The sequence below is a fragment of the Parvularculales bacterium genome, assembly GCA_036881865.1.
GTDB lineage: Bacteria > Pseudomonadota > Alphaproteobacteria > JAPOUT01 > JBAJNM01 > JBAJNM01.
The window spans coordinates 1-15,462 of record JBAJNM010000048.1 but is presented as its reverse complement, the minus strand read 5'-3'; the positions used below and the strand labels follow the sequence as shown (position 1 = coordinate 15,462).

General features: G+C 48.2%; 14 protein-coding genes. 3 read left to right on the top strand and 11 right to left on the bottom strand.

What is annotated here, in order from left to right; genetic code table 11:
- Positions 1–591: sulfatase-like hydrolase/transferase (locus V6Z81_09005; GenBank protein MEG9862601.1), on the top strand; the 591-nt coding region annotated here is incomplete at its 5' end.
- Between the two features lie 330 nt (positions 592–921).
- Here V6Z81_09005 and V6Z81_09000 read toward each other — a convergent pair.
- Positions 922–5,583, bottom strand: coding sequence for a DUF3320 domain-containing protein (locus V6Z81_09000; protein MEG9862600.1), 4,662 nt, complete (start codon positions 5,581–5,583; stop codon positions 922–924).
- A 257-nt stretch (positions 5,584–5,840) separates the two neighbouring features.
- On the opposite strand from V6Z81_09000, the gene V6Z81_08995 reads away from it, so the two are divergent.
- The gene (locus tag V6Z81_08995) at positions 5,841–6,728 is read left to right on the top strand and encodes a cytochrome b (GenBank protein MEG9862599.1); all 888 of its coding nucleotides are present in this window, start codon (positions 5,841–5,843) and stop codon (positions 6,726–6,728) included.
- Positions 6,729–6,737: 9 nt separating this feature from the next.
- Positions 6,738–7,091: a GFA family protein gene (locus tag V6Z81_08990; protein ID MEG9862598.1), complete on the top strand. Its 354-nt coding sequence runs from the start codon at positions 6,738–6,740 to the stop codon at positions 7,089–7,091.
- 64 nt (positions 7,092–7,155) lie between these two features.
- Here the strand turns inward: V6Z81_08990 and V6Z81_08985 are convergent, their stop codons facing one another.
- The 10 genes from V6Z81_08985 to V6Z81_08940 all read right to left on the bottom strand — a co-directional run.
- A complete protein-coding gene (locus V6Z81_08985; GenBank protein ID MEG9862597.1) occupies positions 7,156–7,566 on the bottom strand; it encodes an iron-sulfur cluster assembly accessory protein in 411 nt (136 codons plus the stop codon).
- A 23-nt stretch (positions 7,567–7,589) separates the two neighbouring features.
- Entirely contained in the window at positions 7,590–7,967 is a 378-nt protein-coding gene (locus tag V6Z81_08980; protein MEG9862596.1) for an SUF system Fe-S cluster assembly protein, read from the bottom strand.
- Between the two features lie 4 nt (positions 7,968–7,971).
- Entirely contained in the window at positions 7,972–9,234 is a 1,263-nt protein-coding gene (locus V6Z81_08975) for a cysteine desulfurase (GenBank protein ID MEG9862595.1), read from the bottom strand.
- Complete coding sequence (locus V6Z81_08970) at positions 9,231–10,517, bottom strand: SufD family Fe-S cluster assembly protein (GenBank protein ID MEG9862594.1); 1,287 nt, start codon at positions 10,515–10,517, stop codon at positions 9,231–9,233. Before V6Z81_08970 ends, V6Z81_08975 begins: the two co-directional genes overlap by 4 nt.
- Complete coding sequence (gene sufC / locus V6Z81_08965; protein ID MEG9862593.1) at positions 10,468–11,220, bottom strand: Fe-S cluster assembly ATPase SufC; 753 nt, start codon at positions 11,218–11,220, stop codon at positions 10,468–10,470. Before sufC ends, V6Z81_08970 begins: the two co-directional genes overlap by 50 nt.
- Entirely contained in the window at positions 11,220–12,674 is a 1,455-nt protein-coding gene (sufB, locus tag V6Z81_08960) for a Fe-S cluster assembly protein SufB (protein ID MEG9862592.1), read from the bottom strand. The genes sufC and sufB overlap by 1 nt, the downstream gene beginning before the upstream one ends.
- Positions 12,675–13,844: a cysteine desulfurase family protein gene (locus V6Z81_08955; GenBank protein MEG9862591.1), complete on the bottom strand. Its 1,170-nt coding sequence runs from the start codon at positions 13,842–13,844 to the stop codon at positions 12,675–12,677.
- A 5-nt stretch (positions 13,845–13,849) separates the two neighbouring features.
- A complete protein-coding gene (locus tag V6Z81_08950) occupies positions 13,850–14,374 on the bottom strand; it encodes an Rrf2 family transcriptional regulator (GenBank protein ID MEG9862590.1) in 525 nt (174 codons plus the stop codon).
- A 90-nt stretch (positions 14,375–14,464) separates the two neighbouring features.
- Complete coding sequence (locus V6Z81_08945; GenBank protein ID MEG9862589.1) at positions 14,465–15,253, bottom strand: ankyrin repeat domain-containing protein; 789 nt, start codon at positions 15,251–15,253, stop codon at positions 14,465–14,467.
- 22 nt (positions 15,254–15,275) lie between these two features.
- Positions 15,276–15,462 (bottom strand): ankyrin repeat domain-containing protein (locus V6Z81_08940; GenBank protein ID MEG9862588.1); only part of this gene is annotated, 187 nt, incomplete at its 5' end.

The window sequence follows — 15,462 nt, the reverse complement described above, 5'->3', positions numbered from 1 at the left end:
TTTGGCGTTCCCCTGCCCGTGCGCTTTATGGAATTCATGCGCACCAATATGTATGACGGGGCGGCTGATAATGGTGATTTGCGGGGCGGCAAGGGCTCTGTTCTGGAGGGCGGTATTCGTGTGCCGGCGCTGATAAGCTGGCCGGGCAAACTTGCACCCGGCATTTATGACGGTCGTATGCATGTTACCGATATTCTGCCGACCATTTTAGATGCCGTGACCGGCAATTCCGAAACCGGACAATTGGCTGACGGTAAAAGCCAATGGCCGGCCCTGAACGGTGACAGGAAAATTGCAGCGTCCGAGTTTGTAACAATGGGTATAGACGGTAAAGCGTATTTCAGTGCGGGGTGGAAATTAATTGAACGAAATAATGGTTCTCTGGAACTCTACGATATTGAAAACGACCCTTCGGAGCGCGTCAATCTGGCAACCGGACAGCCCAATATTGCCCGCCAATTGCAGGCAAAACTGTCCGCAGCACCGGTCGGCCCGACCACGTCCATTCCACTGTGGAGAGTCATTCTGGACCCTGACGAGTTTGGCGGCGAAGAACGCAACCCCCCTATGGCCGATCTGGCGACCAATTAAGACAGGAGCTAGAGGCGGAATTTCTCATCAATAGGAGAATTGGACTTAATATACAAAAGTGCCCAAACCTCGGAATCCTCCTCAACTCCTCCTTTCCCTGTGTTTACGCAGAAACGATTTTAGCAAAATTCGGCAGGCGTGATTGCGTTCAAAGATTGGTCCCTATATGAAAGGAGCGAAGAAGACACTAGATGTATGCCTGTATCGGAAAATTTCGAAATAGCAAGATTCAGAAAGTAAGTACTTTAGAACACTTTATAACCTAGTATCTTGATGATAGATTTCTGAAGGTTTTGCAGGGCTACAATGGAAAGCTTTTCGGCCGATTAATTAACTCCTAGACTTAAGTACTTGGGTAACGCGTCTTCGAAAGTCAGGTCCCGCGCGTTTGTATCCGAGCAAACGGGATATTGTTCTAATCAGATCGTCTATGTCGACCGTCCCGCTATCACGCTCAATGAGTTCTGCGGCAGCAATGATTTCTGCCCCCGACAAATACTCCGGTTTAGTAAGTGGAGCAGTTTCGTTAGACCGATTCCTGACTGGTGGTGTTTTGAACTGCTCTTTTGTGCCCCAAAAATCCCCGGCTTTTGTAAAATCGCAGTCTTTCTGAACACTTTTCATTGCCTTCTTTACTGTTTCTAAAATCCTTGAACCGACGCGGGTTTTTCCCATCGCGTTAGTGTATCTCCTCGCGATCTCATCAATGTGAATAATACCTTCTATTTCAACAATCTGGGCCAGAAAATCTTTTAGGCGCCACAGCGGCATTGCATGCGGTTCCACATTCGAAAGCATTCCCTGAGATATATCCGCTTTAATATAGTTAGGGATTTTGTATTCCGGCGTTAACAAGATTGTTTCTTTTTCAACCGTTTGTTCTGAAGGCTTTTCTTCATCTAGTTGTCCCGCATTTGCTCCTTTCAGAAATTCTCCTAGGACCAATTCGCCGGAATTCTCTAAAACAGTCTTAAGTCTCTCAATTTCACTATGACGACTATAAAACCAGTCTGTGCTCCAGATCCGGTGAAACCGCCATCCGAAACTTTCCAAAACTTCCTGTCTCAGTCTATCGCGTTCTCTCGCCCAAAGTGCACTGTGGTATGTTGCACCATCGCATTCTACAGCGAGTATATAATGATTAGGGTTTGTTTTAGACTTAACTCCCAAATCAATCTTGAACCCTACCGACCCCACTTGATATGATACTTCATATCCTATTGAACGGATTACGTTTGCGACATCTGCCTCAAATTCACTATCTGGTTCCTTCCCCTCATCTGGTTGATGTGGAAGATTGCCTGTTTTAGCAAAGTCTAAATACTTCTTAAAAACTTCAGTTCCATACTTCTTGGATCGCTTCAGATCAATATCACCGGGGTCGAACGAACAATAAATTTCACAAGCGATACGTGCCCTGCTGAACAAGACGTTTAATCTTCTTTCTCCACCTTCGGCATTCACGGGACCGAAGTTCATACTTGCTAGTCTTCCATTGGGCTCATGAGGTCCATAACCAACGCTAATTAGAATAATATCTCTTTCATCACCTTGTATGTTTTCAATATTCTTGATGAATGTCGGTTCTACAGCATCTTTACTGAGTGCGTAGTCTAGGTTCGGGTCTGAACGCCTTCTCAATTCTAAAACTTCTGTGATCATGTCTGCTTGCGTTTTAGAAAAAGTGCCAATCCCAACTGAATAGTCAGGTCTTTCTCTGGCTATTTCGTGTAAACGATCAGCAATTTTTTCTGCTTCAATTTGATTGGTTCCTCTACGTCCTATCCCCTTGGAAGCACTGGTGTAGACACCTGGAACTCTATGAAAGGACATGCCCGATAATGAATCATTTGCACTAGGGGAAGGCGGTAAAATGAGGTTATTGTCATAGAACTCATCGTTTGAGCAGGCAATAAGAGACGGATCACGAGAACGATAATGCCATCTAAGCATGCTATTGGAAAAACCACGGGCATCGCATAGCGTCAAAATACTTTCCATCTCACCTGCTGTGACTACGGGCGTATCATCATCAAGTTCATCTTGATCACTTTCATTATCTGTTAGGCGGTCAAAGAATGTTGTGGGAGGTAATTGTTTTTTGTCCCCTACGACAACAATCTGTTTTGCTCGTGCAACAGCGCCGATTGCGTCTTCGGGTTTCACTTGACTCGCTTCATCTATTACCAGCATGTCGAATTCCAAAGTTTCGGGTGGGAGGAATTGTGCAACTGAAACCGGACTCATTAGAAATACTGGTTTAATCCGTTGGACTATGCCAGCAGCATGTTTCATAACCTGCCGAATAGGTTTATGACGCTTCTTTTTTGCTATTTCTCCCCGCAGAAAAGCCATCTCTCCTACAGCACCAGTCGGCAACTGCGAAAGATGTTTTTCTCTGATCAAAGTACACGTTTCTGCTATTCGAGATTCTTCGTAATTCTTAAAACGATGGACAATTTCATGTCGATCAAGTTTGGAAATGTGAGCAATTTCAGGGTGTGATTCTATGATCTTTTTCCATCTCGTTTCATTAAGAGCATATAAAAACTCAGATCTGATCTGATCAACCGATATACGCTCCTCGTCAATTGCCTTAATAAGTTCCTCTAGCCCTAATTCCTCAAGACGTCTTCTTTTCCCTGAGTAAAGAACCCACTCATGGTAAAGGTGTTCATTCTCAAAAATAGCAGTCAATTCCCTGCATATTTCTTCAAGAGATAATCCATTTAATTGTGGTTGGCAGAAATGATCAATTTTTAAGATTTTTGAAATCTTATCAATTTTAGTTTCTGCATCATCAGTTGTAATCATTCCTTCAATATCCTCTAAGGGATTTCGAAATTCCGAAATTATGGTGACCAACTCAGCAACGCTGAACCGGGTTACTAAGTCTCCCGCTGATACTAACCATTCCCAACAAGAAAGCAGAGAGGCGAAGTCGGTCTCTTCTTCTCTCCAGTTTTCTCCAATTTTTTTTGCTAGGTAGCTCCTATCATTCTCAAAACTTTTCTTCTTTTCTTTGGCGCTCAGTAATTTATCAACCAGTTCTAAGCGGTCCTTTGCATTTCTTGGAATCTCACCCTTTGAGACAGATGCCAATTCTTTGCTGCGTTTTCGGTATGGGCCAAATATTCGATAGAATAAACCATGTATCCCAGTCTCAATCTCACGACGCATTCGGTGCAGATCAGCACTCCATACGTCTTTGAAAAAAACTTCTTCAACTTTTGACATGGTTTCTACCCAGTCTATTGCCCTCTGAATATCTTTAGGGAAGCCGAATTTTTTGTTACTTAATTCCAGTAAGCATGTTTTCCAAGTTGACTCATCCGTTGTTGGAGCATTGTTGATGACGGAAACAAACTTTGCTAAATCGTTAATTTGCGCCAAGTTTTCTGGACATTCTAACCTACACTTTTGAGAAGCCCATTGAACATTTACTCTTAATTTTTCTATGGTTTCCACTGCTTTTCCGGTCTCTTTGATAACCCTAGCCAAGTCCGTTGGTTGTAGTTCAAGATTCAGAACGCTTCTGAATGGATGATCGCGGAAATTTTTTCGATCTGAGTGAAGAGTTCTGAATTCATCAATAACTTTTAGAACGTCATTTTCTACAGCAGTTGTCATTTTCCCTAGAACAGGTGACCTTAAGGTTGGCAGAGGCGTTTCATCACCAGAGAACTTTATTAGTTTAGAGAGGATCTCAAAGGGAGTGTAGTCGGCGTTTTTAACGTTTTGATGAAGCGCTTTAGAAATTTTATTGAGTTTATCTCTAGTTTCTATGTGTAGATTAGTATCTTCTAGCTCTACAGAGGTTTCCTTCTTATTTGATAGTGTTCTTGCTAACTCTTCAAGGAAAGATCGCTTATTTGCATTTCTAGAGTGTAGTTCAATGCACAAATCTTCTAGTCCTAGATTGGACATCCGACGATGCACTACATCCAATGCTGCCATTTTCTCGGCAACAAACAGAATCTTCATTCCGTCATAAGCCGCAGCAGATAGAATGTTCGTTATTGTTTGGGACTTGCCAGTGCCAGGAGGACCTTGAACCACCAGATTTCGCCCAGACCTAACTTCTTGAATAACTTTTGTTTGACTGGCATCAGCATCAATAACGTGTAGCAGGTCTTCGAACTTTAGGACTTCGTCTAGATTTGCATCTTTGGGATAAAGAGGTGGCTCAGTTTTAAAACCATCTACCAACAACCCTCGAATAATAGGATTTTCAAGAAGAGATCCGGACGACCAGTTTTGAGGGTCCAAGTCTTTCAGCATCAGTAATTTCGCAAAAGAAAAGAAACCCACCTGCATACCATCAACGTCAATGCTCCATCGGGTTTGACTTTTGATTGCCTCAGAAACCTTTTGAAAATACTCTTTTGGTAACCAGTCTGTGTCGTCGTTGATTTCTGGTATTTGAACGCCAAAATCATTTAGAAGGCGTTCCTGAAGCGGGAGATTGGCTACAATATCCTCATCACGCACTGAAATATAGAACGAGGAAGTTCTTTTGTTTCTGATTAAGTCTACAGGAATTAATATTAGGGGTGCTTCTCTGGCATTATTGGAGTTTGTGTCTTCAAACCATTTGAGAAAACCCATTGCTAGGTAGAGAATGTTGATTCCTTGTTCTTCTTCTGCTGTTTGCGCATCCCTTGCAATACGTAACAATTTCTTTTGCAATGTATCCGGTGCAAATGGAGTATCAAGAAATTTATCCGTAAAACGACTTTCATCTATTGTTTCTTCATTGGATGCGAGGCGTAGATTGGATGCGTCTTCGTCCTCTTCACTTCCCTTAGCGGCGAATTGCATTCTCGTCTTTTTTATTCTTAATATTTCGAATATGTCTTCTGAACGCTCATCAATTATAGGAATTGCTTTAGCGCGCTTGTTCTTCCGATTGACGTGGACGAGGCGATTTCGCGTCCCGGTTTCCACTAGGCGCTTCCGTAAATCTTCGAGGAGCTTTTCAATCTTGTCCATGCCGGTCCAACTTAAGGTCAATCTTCCAAACGCAATCAGCGCTCGGTCAAAGTCTCACCATTGGCGGTCAAATCCTTATAAGGTAACTACTTAGGCTACTCCATAATTTATGACATTGGTAGGTTGTGGGAAATAACGGAGATTTTAAGTTGTTTTGAGCGCCATTTTATATAATTACTTAGCATGATTATATTGTCTACTTGTAAAAAAAACTGAAGTCTGTATATCATACTTTTAATTATTATTGAGTAAAGTGAATGATGGAAATATTATCAGAACAGTATCCAACTAATCTTGGAAGTTGGGTTTCAATAGCAATTGTATTTATATCAATCTTAACTGCATGGGCATTAAACTATAGCGCTCCTAAAGTTAGAGTATTCGGCACTTTGCTGGCGGCTTTGGGGTGTCTTGCGGTTGCAGCATGGTTTTTCCTTTTTGTCATAAGCTCAGGTGTTTTGGAAAACCCTAAACCAAACCAGACACCCATGGATTCTGCAAAACCGGCACTGCTGTGGTTACAGTCAGTGACTGCTTTTCTAACAGGCTTATTTCTTTTGTTCATAGCTAAGCGCCAGAGTGAAACTAATGACGTATTAGTTCTAACATCAAAAAACGAGCCAAATCGTTATGGCAGGGTTTCGCGTCTACTTCATTGGACGATTGCCATTCTTTTTATTTCACTAATACCTATGGGAATTTTCTCATCAATGATTCCGGAAGATACGCATTATAGAAATGCCTACTATGTTGTTCATAAAACTCTTGGGGTTACCGTATTTTTCTTGGTGCTGGTTAGATTGGCGTGGAATAGGCTATCTCAACGCCCTGCATTAGAGAGCTCCCTCACATCAATTGAGCGCAAGCTGGCTCATGGAGCTCACTATACTCTGTATTTTATGATGCTGGCCGTACCGGTTACAGGATTTATGATGACGAGCTATCATGGCAACGGAACTTATTTCTTTTTTTGGGAACTACCCCCTTTATGGGAGCAAAGTGACGTCTATATAATATGGGGAACCGCGCATAAATATTTATTGCCTTACCTGCTTTATATTGTTTTGGGTGCTCATGTATTAGGAGCCCTTAAACATCAGTTTATTGATAAGCAGGATAATGCGTTTAAGCGCATGGTTTCATGATTTGAATATATGATTTATACAGGCCGCTGTCATTGTAAGAAAATTCAATTTCAAATTGAATCAAATGACGTTTATGAGGGTTTGTATAAATGTAATTGCTCTTTGTGTACAAAAAAATCTATAACAATGAAGCCTGTTCAAGAAGATTCATTTACTCTTATTCAGGGTAAAGATTATTTGAGTTCATATAAATGGAATAAATTCATCGCAGAGCATTTCTTTTGTAAAGAATGTGGGGTTTATACCCATCACAGGAGGAGGAGATATCCGGATCAGATATCGGTGAATTTTGCATGCTTAGATGATCTGGATTTGCCGGAAGAACAAAACATAGATCTGGCAGACGGAGCAAGTCATGATTAACTTCTGCTCTTTAATTCTCTGATTAAAAGGGCTTTGGGTAAACAGGGATATTGTTCCCCTAAAGTTATGTCTCCGAAACAGGCAGGGCAGATTGAGCGGGTTGTAATGTTACCGATTCCCCGCAGCCGCATTCGTCCACCTGATTGGGGTTGTTAAACACAAACCCTGATGAAAGACGGCTTACCTTGTAATCCATTTCCGTTCCCAACAGAAACATCAAGGCTTTGGCCTCAATAAAAACAGTCACGCCGTTGACTTCAACCTGTTCGTCAAGAGGCTGGGGTTCCTCCACATACTCCATGGTGTAGGCCATGCCGGCACAGCCGGCATTTTCAACGCCAATACGAACCCCCCTTACACCGGCATTGGGAGATTCGGATATGATCTCCTTTAACCGTTCGGTGGCCGCTGCCGTAAGGGTCAAAACCGCAGGGCGGGCTGGCTTCGTTGAAGTCTTAGTCAATTCAGTAGTCATACTCATAGCAAATCCTCAACCGGTCAGAACATATCAAGAGCAACACGGGCTTCGTCAGACATGCGACTCGGGTCCCACGGCGGGTCAAAGACCATATTAACACGCACATCCCCTACCCCATCAACGGAACGTACGGCATTTTCCACCCAGACAGGCATATGCTCTGCAACCGGGCATCCGGGAGCCGTCAGGGTCATATCGACGGTAATATCTCTGTCATCAGATACATCAATCCGGTAGATAAGCCCCAGTTCATAAATATCAACGGGGATTTCCGGGTCATAGACGGTCTTGATGGCCGCGACCAGATCATCCGTTAAACTCTCCAGTTCGGTAGAGGAAAGAGCACTGTCTGTCAGGTGTGCCGTATCGGATATGTTTGCTGTTTCACTTTCACTCATGACACTATCCAAAAAACTTCACGCTTTTGTCCAGAGCCTCAATAAGGCAATCCAGATCCTCGCGGCTGGTGTATAGTCCAAAAGAGGCCCGCGTTGTGCCGGCAACCCCAAAACGGTCCATCAGGGGCTGGGCGCAATGATGGCCGGCCCGCACCGCCACGCCCATGCGGTCCAGCACCATGGCTATATCATGGGGATGAGCCGCCTCGGATACAAGAGATATTATTGCTCCCTTTTCAGGTGTGTCCCCGAGAATCCGCAAAGCCTTTATATTTCGGATCCGTTCGGTTGCATAAGCCAGCAATTCCGCCTCATGAGCCATAATATTCTCACGGCCTACCGATGTCACATAGTCAACGGCCGCCCCTAGCCCGACGACCTGGGCAATGGCAGGGGTTCCGGCCTCAAAACGGTGCGGCGCACCCCGGTAGCTGACATGGTCCGTTGTTACCTCCTGTATCATCTCACCACCACCCCTGTAGGGCCTCATGGACTCCAGATGGTGACGTTGGCCATATAAAACACCAACCCCGCTGGGGCCATAGAGTTTATGTCCCGTAAAGACGAAGAAATCGCATCCCAGCGCCTGCACATCGATAACCCCGTGAACCGCCGACTGGGAGCCGTCTATCAATACCGGAATGTTCCGCTCATGAGCCCGTTTAATCATCTCCTTGATTGGCGTTATCACCCCAAAGGCGTTGGACATCTGGGTGAGGGCTACTAATTTTGTGCGGGGGCCGAGGAGTTTTTCATACTCATCCAGTGACAAAGTGCCGTCATCCTGACAGGGAACCCACTTTAATGTGGCACCATGGCGCTCCCGCAAAAAATGCCACGGCACAATATTGGAGTGATGCTCCAGGATTGAAAGCACAATCTCATCGCCCTCTTTAATATGAGGTTCGGCAAAACCGGCCGCGACCATATTGATGGCATCGGTGCTGTTGGCGGTAAAGATAATCTCCTCCGGTGAAGGAGCATTAATAAAACGGCGTACTTTTTCGCGGGCCTCTTCGAATTTTTCGGTGGCCTGATTGCTCAGATAATGCAGCCCCCGGTGAACATTGGCATAATCGTTTTCATAGAATGATTGAACGGCATCAAGAACGGCGCGGGGTTTTTGCGCCGAGGCGGCGCTGTCCAGATAGACAAGGGGTTTGTCATAGACCGTTCGCCCTAAAATGGGAAAATCCTGCCGTATGGCTTCAACGTCATACTTGCCAACGGGTTGTGAACTATCAACAGCCTGTGTGAGAGCCGTCATGAGAATACCTCTCCGGTTGTGCGGTCAGTTTGACCGATCTGATCAATCATTTGGTCAAGCCGGCCCATGACCCGCGACCAGACCTCCCCGCAGATCTCTTCGTGGGTGATTGTAGCCTCAACGTCCGATAAAAAAGCACCCACAAGAAGCCGCTGTGCCTCATCGGCGCTAATACCCCGTGAGCGCAGATAATAAAGCGCCTCTTCGTCCAGTTCTCCGATGACGGAGCCATGAGCACACTGCACATCATCGGCCAGAATATCCAGTTCCGGCTTGGCATTCATCACGCCGTCAGGCGACAACAACAGCGCCCGGGTCGTCTGGCGGCTTTCCACCCTTTGCGCTCCCTCGCTGACATGAACACGCCCCTGAAACACTCCTGTCCCTTTGCGGCCCACCACTGTGCGCGCCATAACCTCACCTGTGCAATCGGGCACGTCATGGTTCATGGTCACCACATGATCCGTTGTTTCATCTTCGCAAGCCAGAGCCGCTATGGTCACATTGACCTGCCCGCCGGAGCCTGCATAGCGCACATGGCTCTCACCGCGCACCACACGCCCCCCAAGAGCTAAAACCGTAGCCTTATAATGTGCATCGCTCTCTACCGTCACATGACGGTTATCGACATGCATCATGCCCGCCTGCCCTTCGGTCAGGATGACATGGTCAAGCCGGGCATCAGAGTCTAACGTCAGGGCTGTCATCTGGGTGCTGAATAGTGGTGCCGCTCCCTCACCCGTGCGGGTTTCCAGAATTGTTGCCCTTGCCCCTGCCCCAAGGCGAATAGTCAGGCGTGTATGACAGGCCCCCGGGGTTGCGCCATGATTTGCGTGTATAATGTGGAGCGGCTTTTCGGGTGTGCTGCCCGCTTCTATCACAATCCGGGCTGTAGATTGCGCACCTTTTTTATTGATAGCATTAAGAACCGCCCCGTCAGGTACGGGGATTTCTTCATTTTCCTTTGCTGCGTCATTGATCACATCAAACGTGACACCATCAGGCAGTCTTTCTTTTTGCGATAAGGCCGGTTGAAATATCCCGTTGATGAACAGCAATCTGACCGCCGCCATATCGGGTAAAAAATAATAATCCCCATGGTCCGGAGCTTCGGTCTCCGGCAATAATGCCAAAGCCTCCGGCGGCACAAGGCGGCGCAAGTCCGTATAACGCCACGCCTCCTGACTTTTATCAGGCAACACCATAATGTCGGGTAAGGCCGTTACGGAGCTTTCAGGCTGCGTCAACATCCTGTCCTCCATAACCGTCACGTTCCAGCTCATGCGCCAGACTTTTGTCACCTGAGCGCACAATACGCCCGTCCGCCAATACGTGGACATGATCAGGTTCGATATGATCCAGCAACCGCTGGTAATGAGTGATCACAACCATCGACCGTTTGTCGGAGCGCATACTATTGACCCCTTCGGCCACAATACGCAGAGCATCAATATCAAGACCCGAGTCCGTTTCGTCCAGCACCGCAAGACGCGGTTCCAGTACGGCCATCTGCAGGGCTTCATTGCGTTTTTTTTCACCGCCTGAAAACCCTTCATTAACAGGACGGCGAAGCATGTCATCACTGATCTGAAAAAGTTTTGCTTTTTCCCGCACGGTTTTGAGGAATCCAACGGCGTCTAAAGGCGTTTCACCACGGGCTTGCTGTTGAGCGCCCAGAGCCGTCTTCAGGAATGTCATATTGGTAACGCCCGGAATCTCGAGAGGATATTGAAAGGCCAGAAACAATCCCGCCGCCGCACGCTCTTCTATGTCCATGGCGAGCAAATCCTGCCCCTCAAATAAAACGCGGCCGCCTGTGATGGCGTAGCCTTCCCGGCCGGCCAGCACATGGGCCAGCGTACTCTTGCCGGAGCCGTTTGGTCCCATGATGGCATGAACCTCTCCGGTGGGAATCTCAAGGCTGACACCCTTCAGAATTTCCGCTTCCCCCATGGAAACGCAAAGATTGTCTATTTGCAGCATCATTATCCTACACTTCCTTCCAGAGAGACACTCACCAGTTTCTGGGCCTCAACGGCAAACTCCATGGGGAGTTGTTGCAAAACCTCACGGCAAAATCCGTTAACCAGCAAGGCTACCGCTTCTTCTTCGTCAAGGCCGCGCTGGCGGCAATAGTAAAGTTGATCTTCATTCAGACGCGACGTAGTCGCTTCATGGGCCAGCCGCGCAGAGGCGTTGCGGTTTTCCACGTAGGGTATGGTGTGGGCAGAACATCTGTCGCCCAGCAAAAGAGAGTCGCATTGGGTGAAATTATGTGCCCTGTCGGCTTTGTTGTGAACGCTGACCAGACCTCTATAGGTGTTAGCGGCGTGACCTGCGGAAATGCCTTTGGAGATGATCCGGCTTTTGGTGTTACGCCCAAGGTGGATCATCTTGGTTCCCGAATCCACTTGCTGATAATTGTTGGCGATGGCGATTGAGTAAAACTCGCCCGATGTATTGTTTCCCCGCAAAATGCAACTGGGATATTTCCATGTAATGGCCGAGCCGGTTTCTACTTGCGTCCAGGAAATCTTGGCGTTGTCTTCCCTGCAATCACCGCGCTTGGTGACAAAATTGTAAACCCCGCCCTTGCCGTTTTCATCACCCGGATACCAGTTTTGAACGGTGGAGTATTTAATCTCCGCCCCCTCAAGAGCCACCAGTTCCACAACGGCGGCATGAAGTTGGTTTTCATCCCGCATGGGTGCCGTGCATCCTTCCAGATAGCTCACATAAGACCCTTTATCGGCGACAATCAACGTTCTTTCGAATTGTCCGGTCTGCGCTTCATTGATGCGGAAATAGGTGGACAGTTCCATAGGGCAACGCACCCCGGGTGGAATGTAGACAAAAGAACCGTCGGTAAAAACGGCAGAGTTTAACGTTGCAAAATAATTATCCGAAAAGGGAACAACCGTTCCCAGATAACGGCGCACCAGATCAGGGTAATCCCGCACGGCTTCCGAAAAAGGACAGAAGATAACGCCTACTTCTTTGAGTTTTTCCCGGAAGGTCGTCGCCACGGAAACGGAGTCAAACACGGCATCCACCGCAACGCCCGCCAGACGTTCCTGCTCGGCCAGAGGGATACCCAGTTTTTCGTAAACCCTCAATAGTTCAGGGTCCACCTCATCCAGGCTTTGCGGCTTGTCAGCAGCGCTTTTGGGGGCCGCATAATAATAAAGTTCCTGATAATCCATCTGCGGATACGACACCCGCGCCCATTCAGGTTCTTTAACCTTCAACCAGCGCCGGTAGGCTTTAAGCCGCCACTCTAACAACCAGTCCGGCTCTTCTTTCTTGGCTGAAATAAAGCGGATAATATCTTCATTGAGCCCCTTGGGAGCTTTGTCGGATTCAATATCGCTGATAAATCCATATTTGTATTTAGCCCCTCCAAGGCGGTTGACCTGATCTATTGTTTCCTGAACAGCCATTTACGCCTCCATTGATAAAGCAGGTTGAAAGGTATCGCGGACCGCAATACTCATCCGGGACCTGCCGGATATGCGGCAGACGATAGACTCCAGCGCATTGATAAACCGGTTGATGTCGGCCTTGCTTGTCTCCCAGCCAAGACTGACACGAATAGCCCCTGCCGCCATGCCGGGTGCGGCTCCCATGGCCTCTAGAACATGAGAGCGGGCGACGACACCGCTGGAACACGCTGCTCCGGCACTGACCGCAATCCCTTCAAGGTCAAGAGCCATCACAAGAGTTTGGGCTGTCATTGCAGGCAGGGCAAAACAACTGGTATTAGGAAACCGTTCACTCTTCTCACCAAAAATAATGGCTTGATAGGGCGCAAGCCGGGCTTCCAGTTCATCCCGTAGTGCCTTTAGTGAAGCAAAGACCTCAAAACGGGAGTGAGCCAGTTCAACGGCCGCCCCAAACCCTGCAATTCCCGGCAGATTTTCCGTACCGGCCCGGCGTCCTCTTTCCTGACCGCCGCCATACAAAATCGGCGTTATATCGTGCCCGGAATCTCCCAAAACCAGCGCCCCCACACCGGCGGGCCCCCCCATTTTATGAGCTGACACGCTGATCATATCAACACCTGTCTCAGACATACTCAACGGCATCCGCCCGACCTGTTGCACGGCATCACAATGGGTGAACCCGTCATACTCACGCACAATGGCCGTAGCCTCTGCTACGGGCTGACAGACACCCGTCTCATTATTGACCGCCATCAACGATAGCAACACCGGCCCGCCGGCATTGTTCACCGCCGCAGTCAGACCGTTAAGGTCAAGCCGCCCTTCTTCATCAACAGGCAAACGTTCCATGGGAAGAGGGGTTGCTGCTTCTAAAATTGAAGGGTGCTCGACAGCGGAGACCAGAACCCTGACACACCCCCACTGTGCTGCTTGTGACAGTGCCAGAGCATTGGCCTCTGTCCCGCCGCCTGTAAAAATGACATTCGCCGGTTTTGCCTGCACAAGACACGCCACTCCCTCGCGGGCCTCCTCCACCAGAGCCCGCGCCCGCCGCCCCGCCTTGTGGATGGATGACGGGTTACCGCCACTTGTCAGGGAATCCGCCACGGCATCCCGCACAAAGGCAGGCATGGGGGCGGTTGCGTTGTAATCAAGATAGAGGGTCATGGAAATTATTCGGCCGGGGGAGTGGATGGAACAGCAGAGATCCGGGAAACAGGCATAACACCCCGCACCCGGCGGTTGGCGACATCGGCCAGAGAGACAGAGTCCAGATAATCATGAATATGCCGCCCCAGTTCCGCCCATAAATCGTGGGTCAGGCACCGGGTGGCAGCCCCTGTGCAGCCTACGGGAGAGTCAGCCCGGCAACGTGTTGCAGAAAGCAACCTGGGCCCCTCACAACATAGAATAATATCGGCAATGCGAATATCGTCCGCAGGTGCGCCCAGAGAATATCCTCCGCCCGGTCCCCGGCTGGCAGTGACAAATCCGGCCCGGCGCAACCCGGCCATAATCTGCTCCAGATACGGCAGGGAAATACCCTGACGCCGGGCAATATCGCTGAGCGGAATGGCCATAGTTTCTCTGTGTCCCTCTCCATGCCCGGCATTATGGTTGCCTTCATGGTGAGTACTGTGGCTGGCCAGATCCGCCATGGCCATGACCGCATAGCGTCCTTTGGTTGTCAGTTTCATCGGTGACCTCCGGAATATCTCATTAGGGGCTTAATAGTATACTTAAGTAACAATTTATATCTACCTGTAACAAAACAAAAAAACATATTTCTACCGGTACTGCGCTTCATTAAGCCGCCAGTAGACTGGGGTGTCTTTGAGGGCTTCATTTATTTGACCACTATTTATTATCGATTTGCCTTGAGCGTAATCAAAAGGTGTTTTTCCCTTTTTATCCCGCGCCGCGCCGTTAGCACCGTGATTTAAAAGCGCCTCAATGACCTTCGGTCTCGCAGTTATTGCGGCCCAATGCAGGGGGGTAATACGAAGCCAATTGCTTACATTTATATCTGCGCCACGTCTCACAAACAGCTTCACTACTTCAGGTGTGTTGACAACATGCAGTGGCGTTAAATCAGCCTTGCTGTCGGCCATAATGTCGGCCCCTCTATCGAGTAGCAGTTTCACAACTGACAACCTATCATTCCAACCGGAACCTGACGCACTGTGTAAGGGTGTCTCCCCACTCTCATCAAGGGCTTCTATGTCTGCTCCATGAACCAACAATAGTTCAACCACTGGCGCTGTTCCTTGATACGCAGCCCAATGCAAAGGTGTTCCTCCTCCAAGACCACGGGCTTCCATGTTGACTCCATGGTCCAGCAATACTTCCACTGCAGCTACTGACTGGCTATTTCCCGCTGCAAGATGCAGAGGTGTCCAGCCATTCTTGGTGCGTGCTTCTATATCGGCTCCGCCTTCAAGAGCGGCCCCAACATCTGCTACAGTAGCTGTTTTCCAAAAACCCTCGTCAAGTAGCACATTGTCCTGCGCGGCCAGAGTCGCAGGCCACACGGCCACTAAAAACAGGGTAGGCAAGGTGGTTAGTTTTTGGCGCACTGTGTGTATTTCTCCTGTCATCCTACCGGTACTGCGCTTCGTTAAGCCGCCAGTAGACCGGGGTGTCTCTGAGAGACTCATTGTCCCTCGCATAGTCAAACGGTATTTTCTCAACCTTGTCCCGTGCCGCACCATCGGCCCCGCGATCCAGCAGCACTTCCACCACCCCCGGTGTCTTGCTGGCAAGCGCTGCTACATGCAGGGGCGTT

What these genes read in the sequence shown, in the direction of transcription:
- V6Z81_09000 (MEG9862600.1), bottom strand. Translation starts at nt 5,583, where the DNA reads ATGGACAAGATTGAAAAGCTCCTCGAAGATTTACGGAAGCGCCTAGTG.
- V6Z81_08995 (MEG9862599.1), top strand. Translation starts at nt 5,841, where the DNA reads ATGATGGAAATATTATCAGAACAGTATCCAACTAATCTTGGAAGTTGG.
- V6Z81_08990 (MEG9862598.1), top strand. Translation starts at nt 6,738, where the DNA reads ATGATTTATACAGGCCGCTGTCATTGTAAGAAAATTCAATTTCAAATT.
- V6Z81_08985 (MEG9862597.1), bottom strand. Translation starts at nt 7,566, where the DNA reads ATGACTACTGAATTGACTAAGACTTCAACGAAGCCAGCCCGCCCTGCG.
- V6Z81_08980 (MEG9862596.1), bottom strand. Translation starts at nt 7,967, where the DNA reads ATGAGTGAAAGTGAAACAGCAAACATATCCGATACGGCACACCTGACA.
- V6Z81_08975 (MEG9862595.1), bottom strand. Translation starts at nt 9,234, where the DNA reads ATGACGGCTCTCACACAGGCTGTTGATAGTTCACAACCCGTTGGCAAG.
- V6Z81_08970 (MEG9862594.1), bottom strand. Translation starts at nt 10,517, where the DNA reads ATGAGCTGGAACGTGACGGTTATGGAGGACAGGATGTTGACGCAGCCT.
- sufC (MEG9862593.1), bottom strand. Translation starts at nt 11,220, where the DNA reads ATGATGCTGCAAATAGACAATCTTTGCGTTTCCATGGGGGAAGCGGAA.
- sufB (MEG9862592.1), bottom strand. Translation starts at nt 12,674, where the DNA reads ATGGCTGTTCAGGAAACAATAGATCAGGTCAACCGCCTTGGAGGGGCT.
- V6Z81_08955 (MEG9862591.1), bottom strand. Translation starts at nt 13,844, where the DNA reads ATGACCCTCTATCTTGATTACAACGCAACCGCCCCCATGCCTGCCTTT.
- V6Z81_08950 (MEG9862590.1), bottom strand. Translation starts at nt 14,374, where the DNA reads ATGAAACTGACAACCAAAGGACGCTATGCGGTCATGGCCATGGCGGAT.